Origin of the sequence: Sphingomonas sp. Ag1 (assembly GCF_000980895.1) — a bacterium.
GTDB lineage: Bacteria > Pseudomonadota > Alphaproteobacteria > Sphingomonadales > Sphingomonadaceae > Sphingomonas > Sphingomonas panaciterrae.
In genome coordinates this window covers 986,082-1,002,917 of sequence record NZ_LAZX01000094.1, presented here as the reverse complement: position 1 = coordinate 1,002,917, position 16,836 = coordinate 986,082, and the positions used below count along the sequence as shown (strand labels likewise).

The following is a 16,836-nucleotide window of genomic DNA, read 5'->3' as shown; positions in this document are numbered from 1 at the left end:
GGTCATTGCGCGCGGCTTCGGCTTACAGCCCGGCACATGCCAGCACGGCGGACGCGCCCTTTTCCGCTTCGTCCGCCAGCCCGCGGAACATGCCGAACAGCTCGCGCCCGAACCCGTCGGCCGCGGGCGGCGCCTCGGCCGGGGTGCGCGCGGCCCACTCCGCGGGGTCGACCAGCGCCTCCAGCGTTCCCGCCACGGCGTCGACCCGGATGATGTCGCCGTCGCGGATCAGCGCGATCGGCCCGCTGACACCATTCAGCCCCGGCAGCGCCTCCGGCGACACATGGATCGCCGCGGGCACCTTGCCCGACGCGCCCGACATGCGCCCGTCAGTGACGAGCGCCACGCGATAGCCCCTGTTCTGCAGCACGCCGAGCGGCGGGGTCAGCTTGTGCAATTCGGGCATGCCATTGGCGCGCGGCCCCTGGAAGCGGACGACCACCACCACGTCACGGTCCAGTTCGCCACGCTGGAAGGCGGCGAGCACCGCTGCCTGGTCGCAGAAGACGGCGGCTGGCGCTTCGACGATCAAGCGGTCAGGGTCGACCGCCGACACCTTGATGCAGGCGCGGCCGATGTTGCCCGCCAGGATGCGCATGCCGCCGTCGGCGGAGAAGGGCTTGTCCGGCGTGCGCAGGATCGTGTCGTCGCCGCTCGGCCCCGGATCGCGCCAGGCGAGCCGGTCATCCTCCAGCACGGGCTTGGCGGCATAATCGGCCAGCGACGTGCCGCCCGCGGTCAGGATGTCGCCATGCAGATGGCCGCTGGCGAGCAGCTCCCGGATCACGAACGCCATGCCGCCCGCCGCCTCGAAGCCGTTCACGTCGGCGGCGCCATTGGGATAGACGCGCGCGATCAGCGGCACCTCGCTCGACAGCCGGTCCATGTCCTCCCAGTCGATGACGATGCCGGCCGCGCGCGCGATGGCGGGCAGGTGGAGCAGGTGGTTGGTCGAACCGCCGGTGGCGAGCAGGCCCACGGCGGCGTTCACAATCGCGCGTTCGTCGACGCAATGGCCGATCGGGCGGTAATCCTCGCCGCGCCAGCCAAGCCCGGCTACGCGATGCACGGCGGCGCGGGTCAGCTCCTGACGCAGCTTGGTGCCCGGATTGACGAAGGCGGCGTTGGGAATGTGGAGGCCCATCACCTCCATCATCATCTGGTTGGTATTGGCGGTGCCGAAGAAGGTGCAGGTGCCGCGCGTGTGATAGGCGGCGATCTCGCTGTCGAGCAGCTCCTCGCGATCCGCCTCGCCGACGGCGAACCGCTCGCGCACCTCGGCCTTGCTCTTGTTGGAAATGCCGCTCGGCATCGGGCCGCCCGGCACCATCAGCATCGGGAGGTGACCAAAGCGAAGCGCACCCATCAGCAGGCCGGGCACGATCTTGTCACAGATGCCGAGCAGCAGCGCGCCCTCGAATGTGCCATGGCTGAGCGCGATCGCTGTGGACAGCGCGATCGTGTCGCGGCTGAAGAGCGACAACTCCATGCCGGCATAGCCCTGGGTCACGCCATCGCACATCGCCGGCACGCCGCCCGCAACCTGCGCCGTGGCACCGACCTCGCGCGCCCACACCTTCATCTGCTCGGGATAACGGTAATAGACCGCGTGCGCCGAGAGCATGTCGTTATAGGCGGTGACGATGCCGATGTTCATGCCCTCGCCCGTGCGCATGGCGGGGCGGTCCTCCTCCGTCCCGGCATAGGCATGGGCAAGGTTGGCGCAGCCAAGCGCCGGGCGGCCGATCCACTGGTCGCGCTCGCGCAGCAGAAGGTCGAGATAGCGCGCGCGGCTGTCACGCGATCGCGCGATCACGCGATCGGTGACGGCGGATACGATGGCGTTCAGCTGGGGCATTGTTGCACTCTACTTCCGTTCACACGAGCCTGATGACGCGCCAGCGCCCGCCAGGCGCTATTCGGCCCAGTGGATGTCGACCGGCAGTTCCGCGTCGGCCAGCACGCGGCCGATCGGATAGGCCGAGCCGGCGCCCTGAGCGATTGCGTCTTCCAACACCTTGCGCTTGCTGGCGCCGGTGACCGCGATCATCAGCGCCTTGGCCGAGATGATTCCCGCGCACGACAGCGTGACGCGGGCGACCGGCGCCTCCGGCGGCAGCGGATCGGGCATGACGCCTAGCGCGCGGCGTTCGCGCGGGCCGTTCAGTGCCTCGTCATAGTCGGGGCCCGGGAAGATCGACGCGGTGTGCCCGTCACCGCCCACGCCCAGCAGGCACAGGTCGAGCGGCCAGTGCAGGTCCTGCATCAGCGCATCCGCCGAGCGGCCGGCGGCCTTGTAGTCGTCCGTCGCGCCCGGCACGATCGGGATCACGCGCGCGCCCTTCGGGATGAAGGTCTTGCCGATCATCGTCACGTTGCTGAGCGGATCGCCCAGCGGCACGATGCGCTCGTCGGTCGGCACGATCGTCACGCGCTTCCAGTCGAGCTTCGCCTCCGCCAGCTTCTTGTAGATCGGGATGGGGGTCTTGCCGCCAGACAGCGCGACGACGGCCGCGCCGCGCGCGTCAATCGCGCTTTCGATGATGAACTGGATGTCGCCGGCTACCGCCTCCGCCATCTCCTGCGCGTCGTCATATTCCCACCATTCGATTTCGTCGCTCATGATGTCACTTTCGTTGTTCCGCACGGGGCGGACCCTGTTCTGGAACCGTGCCCCCGATGATGGAGGACGAACGGCCGAGGGACCGTGCAAGGTCCCCGCTTGTTAATCGTCCTGCCAGCTCACGCCGTCACGCTCGGTCAGCGCGATCGAGGCGGCGGGCCCCCAGGTGCCGGCGGCATAATGTTTGGGCTTCATGTCGTTCGCCTTCCACCCTTCGCGGATGGCGTCGATCCAGGTCCATTGCGCCTCCACCTCGTCACGGCGGACGAACAGCGTCTGGTCGCCCTCGATCAGGTCCAGCAGCAGGCGTTCATAGGCGATGCGGCGGCGCTTGCCGGCGAATTCGGCATCGAGGCTGAGGTTCAGCGGCACTTCGCGCAGGCGGATGCCCTCGCGGTCCAGCCCCGGCTCCTTCGCCATCACCAGCAGCTGGATATATTCCTCCGGCTGCAGGCGGATGATCAGCATGTTGGGCTGAAGCAGGCCGCCGCGGCCGGCGAACATCGAATGCGGCACCGGCTTGAACTGGATCGCGATCTCGCTGCGCCGGGTCGGCATGCGCTTGCCGGTGCGCAGGTAGAAGGGGACACCCTGCCAGCGCCAATTGTCGACATGCGCCTTCAGCGCGACGAACGTCTCGGTGTTGGAATCCTTGCCCAGCTCCTCGTCATATCCCTTGACGATCTCGCCGTTGATCGCGCCGCCCAGATACTGGCCGATCACGCTGTTCTGCGGGACCTCCTCCGGCTTCAGCTGGCGCAGCGAGCGGAACACCTTGGCCTTTTCGTCGCGGATCTCGGCCACATCATATCGCGCCGGCGGCTCCATCGCGATCAGCGCGACGAGCTGCAGGATATGGTTCGCCACCATGTCGCGCAGCGCACCCGCGCCATCGTAATAGCTGGCGCGATCCTCCAGCCCGACGGTTTCGCTGACGGTGATCTGGACGTTGTCGATCCCGCGCGCATTCCACACCGGTTCGAAGAACGAATTGCCGAAACGCAGCGCCATGATGTTCTGGACGGTTTCCTTGCCCAGATAATGGTCGATGCGGAAAATCCGCTCCTCCGGGAAGGCGGTGGCGACGGTGTCGTTGATCTCGCGGCTGGAGGCGAGGTCATAGCCCAGCGGCTTTTCCAGCCCGATGCGCACCGTCTCGCCGGCAAGGCCGGCGCCCTCGAGCCCGCGGATCACCTGCTCGAACAGGGACGGCGCGGTCGACAGGAAAATGGCGAGCCCGCCCGACACGTCGCCGACCTTCTTGGCCAGCGCGTCGTAATGGTCGGTGTCGGTGGCATCGAGCGGCTGATATTGCAGCCGCGCGACGAAGGTGTCGATCGTGTCCGCATCGCAGCGATCCTTGGGCACGAATTCGTCCAGCGCCTTGCGCGCGAACTCGCGGAAGCTGTCGTCGTCATGCTCCGAACGCGCGGTGCCGGTGATCGTCAACCCATCGGGCAGCAGCTTGTCGGCGTGGAGGCCGTAGAGCGAGGGCAGCAGCATGCGCTGCGCCAGGTCGCCCGTCGCGCCAAACAACAATAGCTTCCCGACCGGGTTGCGCTGCATGTTTGCTTCTCCTGTTGGCTGTCGGCGTTCGCCCTTGGGGAACGCGCGACGACTTATGCCGGTCGCGGCTTAATAGACCAGCCCGGTCAGCGGGTCGGCCCCGATCATCAGGTTCAGGTTCTGGACCGCAGCGCCCGACGCTCCCTTGCCGAGATTGTCGAGCGTGGCGACGAGCCGGAACTGATCCCCCGCCGGGCTGCCGAACACGTGCAGCGTCATGCGGTCGGTGCCCGCGTCATCCTCGATCCGGATCAGGGTCACGTCGTCGGTCGACACGCGCACCAGCGGCGTATCGTCGAAGGTGGCGGCCAGCGCGTCGCGGATCGCCGCGACCGTGGTGCCGGGGGCGAGCTGCGCCGCGTGGATCGGCACCTCGATCACCATGCCGCGATGGATGTTCGCGACCGACGGCAGGAAGATCGGCGCACAGGCAAGCGCGGCGTGGCGCGTCATTTCCGGCACATGCTTGTGCCCGAGGTGCAGCGCATAGGCGCGGTGGGCCGAGCCATTGCCCGCCTCGAACTCGGCGATCATTGCCTTGCCGCCGCCCGAATAGCCCGACGTGCCGTGCACGACGAGGCCAGCGTCCGGCATGATCAGCCCGGCGCGCACCAGCGGCGTGACGAGCGCGAGAAAGCCGGTGGGGTAGCAGCCCGGGTTTGACACGCGCTGCACGTCGGCAACGTCGAAGCCAAGCTCTGGGAAGCCATAGGTCCAGCCGTCGGCGACGCGGTGCGCGCTGGACGCATCGATCACGCGAACGCGCGGGTTCTCCACCAAGGTAACCGCTTCCTTCGCCGCCTCATCGGGCAGGCAAAGGATCACGGCATCGGCGTCGTTGATCGCTTCGCGCCGCGCGGCGACGTCCTTGCGCCGATCCTCGCCCAGCGTGACCAGCCTGATGTCGCTGCGACCTTCCAGCCGCTCCCGGATCTCAAGCCCCGTCGTGCCGACCGCGCCATCGATGTAAACGGTTGCAGTCATGGCTGCTCCTCGAGCGCCGCGGCCGGAACATAGCCGACAAAGCCGGACGCGGGGGCAATGCCCCATGCCGTGTCGCCGGTGACGTCGAGCAGTTCAAACGCATCGCCTGGCGCGAGGGTCGCGAGCACACCCGAATCGGCCGCGCGCGCAGTGCGCAGATCGGCGGCAACGGCGGCACGGCGCGGCTGGTGCGCGGCATAATGCGGGGCGAATACCTGATCGGCGAGCCGCACGTCGGCAAGGTCGCTGCGCACGGCAAAACGAGTCGGATCAAGCGTGCGCGAACGGCCGACCAGCGCGAACGATCTACGCGCTGGCACCTGCGGTTGCGCTGGCGCGGCTGGGGACTGGCTCATCGCCGTCGCCGAGAAACTGGCCGAACTCCTCAAGAAAATTTGCCCCTTCGGATGTGCGTGCGACAAAGATGTTGCGCTTGTCGCTGTCGTCGCGTTGGCGGCGCAGATAGCCGAGCGCGCCAAGTCTGTTCAAGGCGCGAGTGACGACCGGCTTCGACACGTTTAGGATCCGCGCCAGGCCGCGCACCGTATGCGGGCCCGGTTTCAGATAAACGACCAGCAGAAGCGCCATCTGGCGGTTGGTCAGGTCGGGCTCCCCCGAGCGGACATAGTCCACCAGGGTGTTCATCCAGGAGCTCAATTCGGAATTCGCGAGAACTGCCACAATGCGTCATCCGGATACCAGGCGGCTGATGCGCGCCGTTCGCAACAGATAACGTCCACCCGCGCGGCTGGTTTCAGTACTGTCACGAAATCCGGCAATGGTTGATCGCGCGGCTCGCCGCGCCTATGTGCGCGCATCGGCCAGCCAGCGCCGGCACAACATCGGATTCGACATGTTCACCTTCCTTCTCGTCGTTCAGGCGATCATTGCCGCCGCCCTCGTGACGGTGATTCTGATGCAGCGATCGGAAGGTGGCGGCCTGACGACTGGCGGTAGCCCGTCGGGCCTGATGTCGGCGCGCGGCGCGGCGGATTTCCTGACGCGGGCGACTTCGGTGCTCGCGGCGCTGTTCGTGCTGATGTCGATCGCGCTGGCGGTGCTGGCGGCAACGCGTGGCGGCACCAGCGTCGACACCTCGCTCGAGCGGCGTGCCCCGGTCAGCCAGACGGCGCCGCAGCCCGAGGGTGATGCCGGCCTGTCGGCGGCAGAAGCCGCGGCGGCGGCAGCGGCGGCGAACCAGACGGCCCCGGCCGACAACGGCGTTCCGCTCGCCCGCTGATCCCCCCGGTTCGCCGGAATTTCATCGCGTCCGTGAAAGCGGGCGCTTGTCCCCCATGTTTGTTCGAGGCTAAGTCGATATCCCCATGGCGCGGTTTATTTTCATCACCGGCGGCGTGGTCTCCTCGCTCGGCAAGGGTCTCATGGCGGCGAGCCTCGCCGCATTGCTTCAGGCGCGCGGCTATCGCGTGCGGATCCGCAAGTTCGATCCCTATCTGAACGTCGATCCGGGCACGATGAGCCCGTACCAGCATGGCGAGGTGTACGTCACCGACGACGGGGCGGAGACCGACCTCGATCTTGGCCATTATGAACGCTTTACCGGCGTCGCGGCGCGGCAGAGCGACAACGTTACGTCCGGCCGCATCTATCAGCAGATCATCGCCCGCGAGCGGCGCGGCGATTATCTGGGTGCAACGGTGCAGGTGATCCCGCACGTCACCGATGCGATCAAGGCATTCGCCAAGGACCAGACCGACGACCTCGATTTCGTGCTGTGCGAAATCGGCGGGACGGTCGGCGACATCGAGTCGCTGCCGTTCATCGAGGCGATTCGCCAGCTGAAGAACGAGGTTGGCCGCGGTAATGCGATCAGCGTCCATGTCACGCTGGTGCCATACATCGCCGCCGCCGGAGAGCTGAAGACGAAGCCGACGCAGCATTCGGTGCGCGAGCTCGCGGCGCTGGGCGTGCAGCCCGACGTTCTGGTCTGCCGCTGTGAAAAGCCGCTGCCGCCGTCGGATCGCGCCAAGATCGCGCTGTTCTGCAACGTGCCCGAAACCGCGGTCATCCCGGCGCTCGATGCGAAGAGCATCTATGCCGTGCCGCTGCAATATCATGGCGAGGGGCTGGATACCGAGGTGCTCCGCGCCTTCGGCATCACCCCGTCCTCCGCGCCGGACCTGTCGCGCTGGACCGAGATTGTCGATCGCCTGACCAATCCGGAAGGCGAGGTCACGATCGGCGTGGTCGGCAAATATGTCGGCCTGCAGGATGCGTACAAGTCGCTTAACGAGGCGCTGGTCCATGGCGGCATCGCCAACCGGGTGAAGGTCAACATCAACTGGATCGACGCCGAGCTGTTCGAGAATGACGACGCGGAAATCGCCGCGCAGCTCGAGCCGTGCGACGCGATCCTGGTGCCCGGCGCCTTCGGTGAGCGCGGCGCGGAAGGCAAGATCGCCAGCGTGCGCTTCGCTCGCGAGCGCGAGATTCCCTATCTCGGCATCTGCTTCGGCATGCAGATGGCGTGCGTCGAGGGCGCGCGCGATCTGGCCGGGATCAAGGAAGCCTCCTCGACCGAATTCGGCCCCACGACCGAGCCGGTGGTTGGCCTGATCACCGAATGGATGGGCCGCGACGGGCTGGAGAAGCGCGAGGCCGAGGGCGATCTGGGCGGCACGATGCGGCTTGGCGCCTATGAGGCGAAGCTCGCCGGCAACAGCGTCGTCGCCTCCATCTATGGCGACACGACGATCTACGAGCGTCACCGCCACCGTTACGAAGTGAACACGGCTTATAAGGAACCGCTGGAAAAGGGCGGCCTGGTGTTCTCCGGCATGTCGCCCGACGGCACCTTGCCCGAGATCGTCGAGCGGCCCGACCACCCCTGGTTCGTCGGCGTCCAGTTCCACCCGGAGCTGAAGTCCAAGCCGTTCGATCCGCATCCGCTGTTCGCCAGCTTCATCGCCGCGGCGGTGAAGCAGAGCCGGCTTGTCTGACACGCGCGAGGGCGACCTGCCGGCATGGCGGGTCGAGGCATCGCGGCTGGTGGTCGATGACCGCTGGCTGCGGGTGCGCGCCGATGATTGCGTGACGGCGGAGGGGGTGCGGATCGCGCCCTTCTTCGTCACCGAATATCCCGATTGGGTGATCGTGGTCGCGCTGGACGAGGCGGGCGACCTGCTGCTGGTCGATCAATATCGCCACGGCTGGGGCGTCACCTCGCGCGAGCTGCCGACCGGCGCGATCGATCCCGAGGACGCGGACCCGATCGCCGCTGGCCAGCGCGAATTGCTGGAGGAAACCGGCTTTGGCGGCGGCGCGTGGCGGCTGGCCGCGACGCTCGCGCCCAATCCCGCGACTCAGGCGAACCGCTGCCACACCGTTCTCGCCACGGGCGTTCGCCGGCTGGCCGAACCGGTGGACGAGCCGACCGAGCGGCTACGCCTGTCGATCAGGCCGGTGGCGGAGGTAATCGCGCAGGCGCGCAGCGGCGCGATCGTACACGCAATGCACGTTGCCGCGCTCGCCATGGCGCTGCCGCAACACTGGGCCGCGCCGCTGGATTGAGCGCAAGCGACGCGCGCCACGTGATCCCGACAAAGCGAAGGCGCCCGAGCCGATTGGCCCGGACGCCCCACGACGCCTCGAAAGGGAGCAAAGAGGCGCCGAACAGTTACGCGGCCTGCGCGGTCTCGCCGGACTTGTCCTCGACGACCGTCGGCTTCTGGCCGGTCTTGATGGCGATGCTCTTGGGCTTCATCGCCTCAGGCACTTCGCGCACCAGGTCGATCACCAGCAGACCGTCGTTCAGCCGAGCGTCCTCGACAAAGACGAAGTCCGCCAGTTCGAACCGGCGTTCGAAGCTGCGGGTGGCAATGCCGACATGGAGGAAGTTCGGGCCAGTGGCCTTGTCGTCCTTCTTGCCGGACACCAGCAGCAGGTTCTGCTGTGCCGTGATCTCGATCTCGTCGCGAGAGAAGCCGGCCACGGCAAGCGTGATCCGGTAGCGATCATCAGCGACGCGCTCGAGGTTGAAGGGGGGATAATTGTCGCTCGCATTGCGGGCGTTGGTTTCGATCAAGTCAAACAGCCGGTCGAAGCCGATGGTCGAACGGCGGTAGGGGGTAAGGTCAAGACGCATCTTCAATTCCTCCAATGAGCGAGTTGAAAGCGGAGGCGCACGACCAGCGTCGCGCCACCGTCTGTACGGCCCGGCATCGGCGCCGCACGGAGGAAATCTGGTAAGGTCAAGACATATTTCAAGAGGCCTCTCAAAATCCCTCTAAGTTGATCGGGTATTGCAATCCCCACTTTGTTGATGGACGTTGCATCAACAGTTCAGGGGACGATGTCGATGTCGATTACGCTTGCCATCCTGTTGGCCGCTCCGGCCGCTTCTCCATCCGAAAGCGTGACGCAAACGGCACAGGGACAGTCACCGGCGCCGGCCGCGGATCAGGACCCTGCATCAGTGCCGGAGACGGAGACGGGGGCGGCGGGGCGGCTCGGCCCCGCGCAGCAGGGCGGCGGCGACATCGTGGTCACCGCGCGGCGCCGCGCCGAAACGGTGCAAAGCGTGCCAATCGCCATGTCGGTGATCGGGGGTGAGGCGTTGGCGGAAACGGGCGCCTATAACGTCAATCGCCTGACCCAGCTTCAGCCCACGCTGCAATTCTATTCGACCAATCCGCGCAACTCGGCGGCCAACATCCGCGGGCTCGGCGCGCCGTTCGGCCTGACCAACGACGGGATCGAGCAGGGCGTCGGCATCTATGTCGACCAAGTCTATTACAGCCGCATCGCCTCTGCGACGTTCGACTTCACCGACACCGAACGGATCGAGATCCTGCGCGGCCCGCAGGGGACGCTGTACGGCAAGAACACGACCGCCGGCGCGATCAACATCACCACCCGCCGGCCCAGCTTCGATCCCGAGGCCCGGGTCGAGGTGAGCGGCGGCAATTACGAATTCTTCCAGGGCAAGTTCTCGGTGTCCGGGCCGATCGTCGCCGATGTGGTCGCCGCCCGCATCTCCGGCTCGATCACCACGCGGCGCGGCACGGTGTACAACACGCTCCAGCGCGAATGGCAGAACAGCCAGGACAATGTCGGGCTGCGCGGCCAGATGCTGTTTCGCGCCAGCCCTGACCTCGATGTCACCTTGTTCGCCGACTACAACCGCCAGAACCCCAATTGCTGCGTGCAATATTATGCGCGGGTAGGGACGACGCAGCGCCCGGTCAGCCGGCAGTTCGCCGCCCTCTCCGCCGCCTTCGGCTATGCGCCGCCGTCGACCAACGCCTTTGACCGATTGACCGACGTCGATACCGATCTGCGCGCCGAGCAGGAGCTTGGCGGCGCATCGGCGCTGGCCAATTGGACGCTCGGCTCGGGCACGCTGACCTCGGTCACCGCGTGGCGCTTCTGGCACTGGAACCCATCCAACGACCGCGACTTCATCGGGCTGCCGATCACCCCTGTTTCGGCCAACCCGTCGCAGCAGAGCCAGTTCACGCAGGAGATCCGCTACGCCTCGGATACGAAGGGGCCGGTCGATTATACGGTGGGCGCATTTTACTTCTACCAGACGATCGACACGCAGGGGCTTCAGTCACAAGGGTCGGCGGCCAGCCGCTTCCTGCTCAATCCCGGCAATCCGCCCTTCGGCCCCAATGGCTGCGCCACGCCGACGACCGCCGCGTGCAATCCGGCGGTGCTGAACGGGCTGACCTCGCGCAACACGATCGGCTTCAAGAACACCTCGGCCGCGCTGTTCGGCAAGCTGACGTGGCAGGCCGCCGACCGGCTGGAGATCGCGCCGGGCCTGCGCGTCAATTACGACAAGAAGGAGGGCGATTATGTCGCCACCGTCACCAATGGCAGCGGCAGCCCGGTACTGACCAACGACCAGCGCGGCGTGTTGGCGCCGCAGAGCTATCAGCCCGAATTCGACAATTGGAACATCTCGGGCGACATCACCGTGTCGTACGATTTCACTCCCGACATTCATTATTATGCGACCTATGCGCACAGCTATAAGTCGGGCGGGATCAACCTGTCGGGCCTGCCGCTGGATGCCGCCAACAACCCGATCCTCGCGGTCCAGACGATCGATCCCGAAACGGTCAATCACTTCGAACTGGGGCTGAAGACGCAATTCTGGGATCGCCGCGCGACCGTAAACCTCGCCGCCTTCTGGACCGAGATCGACGATTACCAGGCGACGGTGAACAACCAGCAGGTCGGTGTGCTGCGCGGCTATCTTGCCAATGCGGGCAAGGTGCGCACGCGCGGGATCGAGGTGGACAGCGCGTTCCGGCCGGTGAGCGGCCTGAACCTCTACATCAACGGCGCCTATACCGACGCCAAATATGTCCGCTTCGTCGATGCGCCGTGCCCGCCCGAATTGTCCGGCGGCCCCGCCGCGGCGCCGGGGCAGCGGCCAGGCCCCGCCGGCGTCCCGGGCGCGCTCAGCCCGCCGTCGTGCGACATTTCGGGGCAGGTGCTGCCGGGCGTGTCCAAATGGGCGTTCAGCTATGGCGCGGAATACGGCATCCCGACGTCGATCGCCGGCCGCGAGGGGCAGGTCTATATCGGCTATGACGGCAGCTATCGCTCCCGCTTCTCGTCCAATCCCTCGCCATCCGCTTATACCTGGGTTGATGGCTATGCGCTGTCCAACTTCCGCCTCGGGTTCAAGACGGACGACGGGCTGAACCTGTTCGCCTGGCTGCGTAATGCCTTTGACGAAGATTATTACGAGCTGCTCGCCACCCAGTCGGGCTCGACCGGGCTGATCGTCGGCCAGCCGGGCGACCCGCGCACCTGGGGCTTCACGCTGTCGGCCGCCTTCTGAGCGGGCTCAATCCCGCAGGCGCTCGCCCAGGAACGCGATCAACGCTTCGACCCGGGCGGGGCGCAACGGGCTGGGCGGGGTGAGGAGGTGGAGGCCGACCGGGGCGGGTCGCCAGTCGGGCAGGATTTCCACCACCTGCCCGGTCTCCATCGTGTCGCCCAGGATGAAGGCGGGCAGGCGGGCGATGCCGAGCCCGGCGACCAGCGCAGGGATCAGCGCCTCGCCGCTGTTCGCGGCCAGCGGCCCTTGCGCCTTCACCGATACCTCGGCGCCGCCAGGACCGCGGAAGCGCCAGGGGCCGGACAGATTGGTGTAGCCGAGCAGTTCATGCTCCCCCAATTGGCCCGGATGGGTCGGAGTGCCCCGCCGCTGGAGATAGGCGGGCGCTGCGACCAGATAGGATTGGATCGAGCACAGCCGCCGCGCCCGCAGCGAGCTGTCGGGCAGTTCGGCAATGCGCAATGCCACGTCAAACCCTTCCGCGACGATATCGACCCGCGCGTCGGACAGGTGCAGCTCCACCTCGATCCCCGGGTGCGCGCTCAGGAAATCGGCGAGCAGGGGGGCGACATTGCTGACGCCGAAGGTCATCGGCGCGGCCAGACGGACCCGGCCTACCGGTGTGCGCGCCGCGTCACGTGCCGCCTCTTCCGCGGCATGTGCCGATGCCAGGATCATCGCGGCACGTTCGGCGAGCGGGCGGCCCGCCTCGGTCAGCGCCAGGCGGCGCGAGGTGCGGTGGAACAACGACTGGCCCAGATCACTTTCCAGCCGCGCGATCGCTTTCGACACCGTGGCCTTGCTGAGGCCCAGGGTCTCGGCTGCTCCGGTGAATGACCGGTGTTCGGCCACGGTGGCGAAAATGGCCCAGGCCTCGAGGTCGGGTAAGCGCATCTGTGGCGTCTCCAAAGAACGTCACCCCGCATAGCCTCAACCTCACTACGGAAACAATACGTTTCAATCGTTTCTGTTTTCGCGATGCAGGGTTGATCCTATCTCCGCAGCAACACTTCGGAGGTTCTCATGACCGACATCCGCACCCGCATCGAACGCCGGCCTTTTGCATCGCTTGGCCATGCCGACCACGGCTGGCTCGACGCCCGGCATCACTTCAGCTTCGCCAACTACTACGATCCCGCCCGCATGGGATGGGGCGCAATCCGGGTGTGGAACGATGACACGATCGCGCCGCAGACCGGCTTCCCGCCGCATCCGCACCGCGACATGGAGATCATCACCTACGTCCGCAGCGGCGCGATCACGCATCAGGATTCGATGGGCAATGCCGGTCGCACCGGCGCCGGCGACGTCCAGGTGATGAGCGCGGGCTCCGGCGTGCGCCACGCGGAATATAATCTGGAGAATGAGCCGACCACGCTGTTCCAGATCTGGATCGAGCCGCGCTCGACCGGCGGCAGCCCCAGCTGGGGCGCGAAGCCCTTTCCAAAGGGCGACCGCTCCGGCCGATTCGTCACGCTCGCCAGCGGCTTTGCCGAGGATGCCGACGCGCTGCCGATCCGTGCCGACGCCCGCGTCATGGGCGCGACGCTGAACGCCGGCGAGCAGGTGACCTATACGGTGGGTGAGGGGCGCCACGCCTATCTGGTGGCGGCGCGCGGCGCGATCACCATCGACGGTGAGCCGTTCGACGCGCGTGACGGCGCGGCGCTCGGCGGCGGCACGTACGAGATCGTCGCCCGCGAGGATGCCGAACTGGTGCTGGTCGACGCTGAGTAAGCGGGCCGGGCCAGCCGGCCGCAATAGGTCGTTCTACACTTAATCGGGCCCCTGGCCCGGCAAATCAAACGCCTTTCCGGCGCGGAAAGGGAGCAAGGAGCAATCACGATGACCAAGGTTCTGGTGCTATATTATTCGTCCTACGGCCACCTGGCGAAGATGGCGGACGCTGTGGCCGAGGGCGCGCGCGAGGCGGGCGTCACGGTCGACGTGCGCCGCGTGCCGGAGACTGCCCCCAGGGAGGTGGCGGAGGCCGCAGGCTTCCAGGTCGATACCTCGCATCCCGAGATCGAGGGCGTGAACGCGCTCGCCGATTATGACGCGATCATCATTGGCGCGCCGACCCGCTTTGGCCGCATGCCGAGCCAGATGGCCGCGTTCCTCGACCAGGCCGGCGGCCTGTGGGCGAGGGGCGCGCTGAACGGCAAGGTTGGCGGCGCCTTCACCTCCACGGCAACCCAGCATGGCGGCCAGGAAGTCACCCTGTTCTCGATCATCACCAACCTGCTGCACTTCGGCATGACGGTGGTCGGTCTCGACTATGGCTATCAGGCGCAGATGAACATGGAGGCGATCCACGGTGGTTCGCCCTATGGCGCGACGACGCTGGCCGCCGGTGACGGCAGCCGCCAGCCGAGCGACATCGACCTGGGCGGCGCGCGCTATCAGGGCAAGCGCATTGCCGAGGTTGCGGCCAAGCTGAAGGCCTGATCACGAGCTTCCCTCCTGCACGATCCTTGGCGTGCGGGGGGAAGACATCAGTCGCGGCGTCGCTCCTTGCGGCGCCGCTTTTTCTTGCCCTTCTCGTCAGCGGGCGCCTGCTCGATCGTCCGCACCACCACCGGGGGTACGACGCGCGGCAACACCGGGTCGATCGCCGGATTGGCGGGAAAGGCCGCGCGCGCCTTGGCGAACAGGAAGCGCGCGCGCGCAGCGCCAGGCTCTGCGCTCGACGTGCCCACCCAGCGCCAATGCCACGGCTCCCATTTCACGCCCTGCTTGTTGCTGGTGGGGAAGGACAGTTCGAAGCCGAAGCGGGGGGCATTGGCGGCGAGCCAGCGAAACGCGGGCTTGGCCGCCATGCACGCCTCGGCATCGGGGCAGCCGTCGGCCGGGCGCACGGTGAAATCCACGGCATAGCCAGTGCCATGTTCGCTGTGCCCGGGCGGCGCGGCGGAGATGGCGCGATCGACGCCAGTGGCGCTCTCGCGCGTCCGGCAGAAGGTCCATTGCTGGTGAACGAGCGAGCGATGGCAGGAGAAGGCGTAGAGCCGGCCCTGCACCGCCGGATGCCCCGCCGCGGCGGTCAGCAGGCGCTGCAGCGCGGCGGCGGCTTCGGGCCGCAACCGGCATGCGCCGATCGCCATCGACGGCAGTACCGCCATCAGAGCGTCGGGAGCAGCATCGCCATAGGGAAAGTGGCCGAGCGCACGGCCGTCCGGGCTTTTGGTGATACTGACGCCATTGCACAATTGCGCCTGCGCCGGCCCACCGGCGACAAGTGCGATCGCGGCGAGAGAAAGAGGAAGGTGTGGTTGCATCCGTGTCTCTCTCTGGCCTCCGCGCGGTCGCGATGGCAAGGGCAGTCTCATGCTGAATGAACGGGTATTGTTCCTCGATGGCGAGGCGTTGATCATCGACAAACCGGCGGGGCTGCCGGTCGATCCCCCGCGCGCCGGGGGCATCAGCCTGGAAAACCATCTGGCGAACCTCACCTTCGGGTTTCGCCGCTGGCCCCGCGCGGTGCACCGGCTGGATCGCGACACCAGCGGCTGCCTGCTCCTGTCGCGCAATCCGAAGGCGCACGCGCGATTGCAGCAGGCGTTCGAGGCGGGGACGGTGCGCAAGCGCTACGTCGCCATCCTCGACGGCGTGCCGCAGGGCGCGGAGGGGGAAATTGACTTGCCGCTGGTCAAGATTTCGTCGGCCGAGCGTGGTTGGCGCATGACGGGCGATCCGGCCGGCAAGGCAGCGCGCACGCGCTGGCGCCTGCTGGGTGAGAAGGACGGCAAGGCGCTGGTCGAGCTTCATCCCGCGACCGGGCGCACCCATCAGATCCGCGTGCACGCGCTGGAGGGGCTCGGCGTGCCGGTGCTGGGTGACCCGGTGTACGGCACGGCGCATCCCGCGGGCATGATGCTCCACGCCGCGGAACTGGTCGTGCCGCGCCCCGGCAAGCCGGACGCGGCGGCGCAGGCGCCATGGCCGGCGCGCTTTGCCGAGATCGGCTTCGATGGTTGATGTGCCGGAGGAGGCGCTGGAGGAGCGCTTCCTCGCCGCCACCGGGCCGGGCGGGCAGAACGTCAACAAGGTCGCGACGGCGTGCCAGCTGCGCGTCGACGTCTCTCGGCTGGGGCTGCATCCCGAGACGTTTCGCCGGCTGAAGCTGCTGGCGGGATCGCGGCTGACCGCCGCCGGAACGCTCGTTCTCACCGCGCGGCGCTACCGCACGCAGGAGGCCAACCGCGCCGACGCGCGCGCCCGCCTCGCCGAATTGCTGGAAAAGGCGGAGGAACGCGAGGCGCGGCGCGTGAAGACAAAGCCGTCGCGCGCCGCCAAGGCGCGCCGCGTCGATGCCAAGAAGGGGCGCAGCGCGGTGAAGGCCGGCCGCGGCAAGGTGCGTGACTATTGAACAAGTTCGTTGGTGTATTATGTTGCCGAAACACCAGCGGACAGGACGGTATGGCGAAGAAGGACAAGAAGGGCTTTCGGATCCCCAAGGAAATCGGCGGGATCAAGGTGCCCAAGGAAGCACGTCGTGCCGGTGAAGCATTGATCGAGAAGGCGAGCACCCCGGCCGGTCGCCAGGCGATCGCCTCCGGCCTTGCCATGGCAGCGACCGCCGCTGCGGCCGTCGCGGCACGGCAGGCGCGCGAGCATGGCTGCAAGAATGATCAGCGCGCCGCCGCCAGGGACCAGGCGACCGGCGCGGACAATGCGCCCGGGGCGGACGCTGGCGCTGCCGGCGCTCCCGGTACCGGGGGTACCACGGTTGATCCCAGCCGCGTGGTCGACGCGCTGAGCGATGCGGCCGGCGTTTTCATGTCGAGCCTGTTCGCCAAGCAACGCTAAGAAAAAAGGCACCATGCTGCTCGCATGGTGCCCT

The 16,836-nt window shown here is 67.2% G+C and carries 18 protein-coding genes; 9 read left to right on the top strand and 9 right to left on the bottom strand.

Annotated features, from left to right (window positions below; translation table 11 throughout):
• Positions 1–22: 22 nt before the first annotated feature.
• The 6 genes from edd to XM50_RS17690 form a co-directional block, all read right to left on the bottom strand.
• Positions 23–1,858, bottom strand: coding sequence for a phosphogluconate dehydratase (edd, locus tag XM50_RS17715; RefSeq protein ID WP_046411316.1), 1,836 nt, complete (start codon positions 1,856–1,858; stop codon positions 23–25).
• A 57-nt stretch (positions 1,859–1,915) separates the two neighbouring features.
• Positions 1,916–2,623 (bottom strand): 6-phosphogluconolactonase, encoded by a 708-nt coding sequence (gene pgl, locus XM50_RS17710; protein WP_046411930.1) that lies wholly within the window; start codon positions 2,621–2,623, stop codon positions 1,916–1,918.
• A 102-nt stretch (positions 2,624–2,725) separates the two neighbouring features.
• Complete coding sequence (gene zwf / locus XM50_RS17705) at positions 2,726–4,189, bottom strand: glucose-6-phosphate dehydrogenase (protein ID WP_046411314.1); 1,464 nt, start codon at positions 4,187–4,189, stop codon at positions 2,726–2,728.
• A gap of 69 nt (positions 4,190–4,258) precedes the next feature.
• A complete protein-coding gene (gene argC / locus XM50_RS17700; RefSeq protein WP_046411312.1) occupies positions 4,259–5,173 on the bottom strand; it encodes an N-acetyl-gamma-glutamyl-phosphate reductase in 915 nt (304 codons plus the stop codon).
• The gene (locus tag XM50_RS17695) at positions 5,170–5,493 is read right to left on the bottom strand and encodes an SH3 domain-containing protein (protein WP_231622013.1); all 324 of its coding nucleotides are present in this window, start codon (positions 5,491–5,493) and stop codon (positions 5,170–5,172) included. Before XM50_RS17695 ends, argC begins: the two co-directional genes overlap by 4 nt.
• Positions 5,480–5,818: a MarR family transcriptional regulator gene (locus XM50_RS17690; RefSeq protein WP_046411308.1), complete on the bottom strand. Its 339-nt coding sequence runs from the start codon at positions 5,816–5,818 to the stop codon at positions 5,480–5,482. The genes XM50_RS17695 and XM50_RS17690 overlap by 14 nt, the downstream gene beginning before the upstream one ends.
• 208 nt (positions 5,819–6,026) lie before the next feature.
• Here XM50_RS17690 and secG point away from each other — a divergent pair, with 208 nt between their 5' ends.
• From secG to XM50_RS17675, 3 genes are all read left to right on the top strand, one after another.
• Positions 6,027–6,413: a preprotein translocase subunit SecG gene (secG, locus tag XM50_RS17685; RefSeq protein ID WP_046411928.1), complete on the top strand. Its 387-nt coding sequence runs from the start codon at positions 6,027–6,029 to the stop codon at positions 6,411–6,413.
• Positions 6,414–6,498: 85 nt separating this feature from the next.
• Positions 6,499–8,133 (top strand): CTP synthase, encoded by a 1,635-nt coding sequence (locus XM50_RS17680; protein ID WP_046411306.1) that lies wholly within the window; start codon positions 6,499–6,501, stop codon positions 8,131–8,133.
• A complete protein-coding gene (locus XM50_RS17675; protein WP_052742644.1) occupies positions 8,126–8,704 on the top strand; it encodes an NUDIX hydrolase in 579 nt (192 codons plus the stop codon). Before XM50_RS17680 ends, XM50_RS17675 begins: the two co-directional genes overlap by 8 nt.
• 106 nt (positions 8,705–8,810) lie before the next feature.
• Here the strand turns inward: XM50_RS17675 and XM50_RS17670 are convergent, their stop codons facing one another.
• Entirely contained in the window at positions 8,811–9,278 is a 468-nt protein-coding gene (locus tag XM50_RS17670) for an Hsp20 family protein (protein WP_046411925.1), read from the bottom strand.
• Positions 9,279–9,491: 213 nt separating this feature from the next.
• Here XM50_RS17670 and XM50_RS17665 point away from each other — a divergent pair, with 213 nt between their 5' ends.
• Positions 9,492–11,993: a TonB-dependent receptor gene (locus XM50_RS17665; RefSeq protein WP_046411923.1), complete on the top strand. Its 2,502-nt coding sequence runs from the start codon at positions 9,492–9,494 to the stop codon at positions 11,991–11,993.
• Positions 11,994–11,999: 6 nt separating this feature from the next.
• Here XM50_RS17665 and XM50_RS17660 read toward each other — a convergent pair whose 3' ends face one another.
• Positions 12,000–12,887 carry a LysR family transcriptional regulator gene (locus XM50_RS17660; protein ID WP_046411304.1) on the bottom strand — a complete coding sequence of 296 codons (888 nt, stop codon included), beginning with the start codon at positions 12,885–12,887 and terminating at the stop codon, positions 12,000–12,002.
• A 129-nt stretch (positions 12,888–13,016) separates the two neighbouring features.
• Between XM50_RS17660 and XM50_RS17655 the strand changes: the two genes are divergently transcribed.
• Together XM50_RS17655 and wrbA are read left to right on the top strand one after the other, a co-directional pair.
• The gene (locus tag XM50_RS17655; protein ID WP_046411302.1) at positions 13,017–13,730 is read left to right on the top strand and encodes a pirin family protein; all 714 of its coding nucleotides are present in this window, start codon (positions 13,017–13,019) and stop codon (positions 13,728–13,730) included.
• 108 nt (positions 13,731–13,838) lie between these two features.
• Positions 13,839–14,441: an NAD(P)H:quinone oxidoreductase gene (gene wrbA / locus XM50_RS17650; RefSeq protein ID WP_046411301.1), complete on the top strand. Its 603-nt coding sequence runs from the start codon at positions 13,839–13,841 to the stop codon at positions 14,439–14,441.
• Between the two features lie 47 nt (positions 14,442–14,488).
• On the opposite strand, the gene XM50_RS17645 is transcribed toward wrbA, so the two are convergent.
• Positions 14,489–15,271 carry a M15 family metallopeptidase gene (locus XM50_RS17645; RefSeq protein ID WP_046411299.1) on the bottom strand — a complete coding sequence of 261 codons (783 nt, stop codon included), beginning with the start codon at positions 15,269–15,271 and terminating at the stop codon, positions 14,489–14,491.
• A 49-nt stretch (positions 15,272–15,320) separates the two neighbouring features.
• Between XM50_RS17645 and XM50_RS17640 the strand changes: the two genes are divergently transcribed.
• The 3 genes from XM50_RS17640 to XM50_RS19300 are packed head-to-tail and all read left to right on the top strand — an operon-like array spanning position 15,321 to position 16,802.
• Entirely contained in the window at positions 15,321–15,971 is a 651-nt protein-coding gene (locus XM50_RS17640) for an RluA family pseudouridine synthase (RefSeq protein ID WP_046411298.1), read from the top strand.
• Entirely contained in the window at positions 15,964–16,362 is a 399-nt protein-coding gene (gene arfB / locus XM50_RS17635; RefSeq protein ID WP_046411297.1) for an alternative ribosome rescue aminoacyl-tRNA hydrolase ArfB, read from the top strand. Before XM50_RS17640 ends, arfB begins: the two co-directional genes overlap by 8 nt.
• Positions 16,363–16,412: 50 nt before the next feature.
• Positions 16,413–16,802 (top strand): hypothetical protein, encoded by a 390-nt coding sequence (locus XM50_RS19300; protein WP_052742643.1) that lies wholly within the window; start codon positions 16,413–16,415, stop codon positions 16,800–16,802.
• The last annotated feature ends 34 nt before the right edge of the window (positions 16,803–16,836 follow it).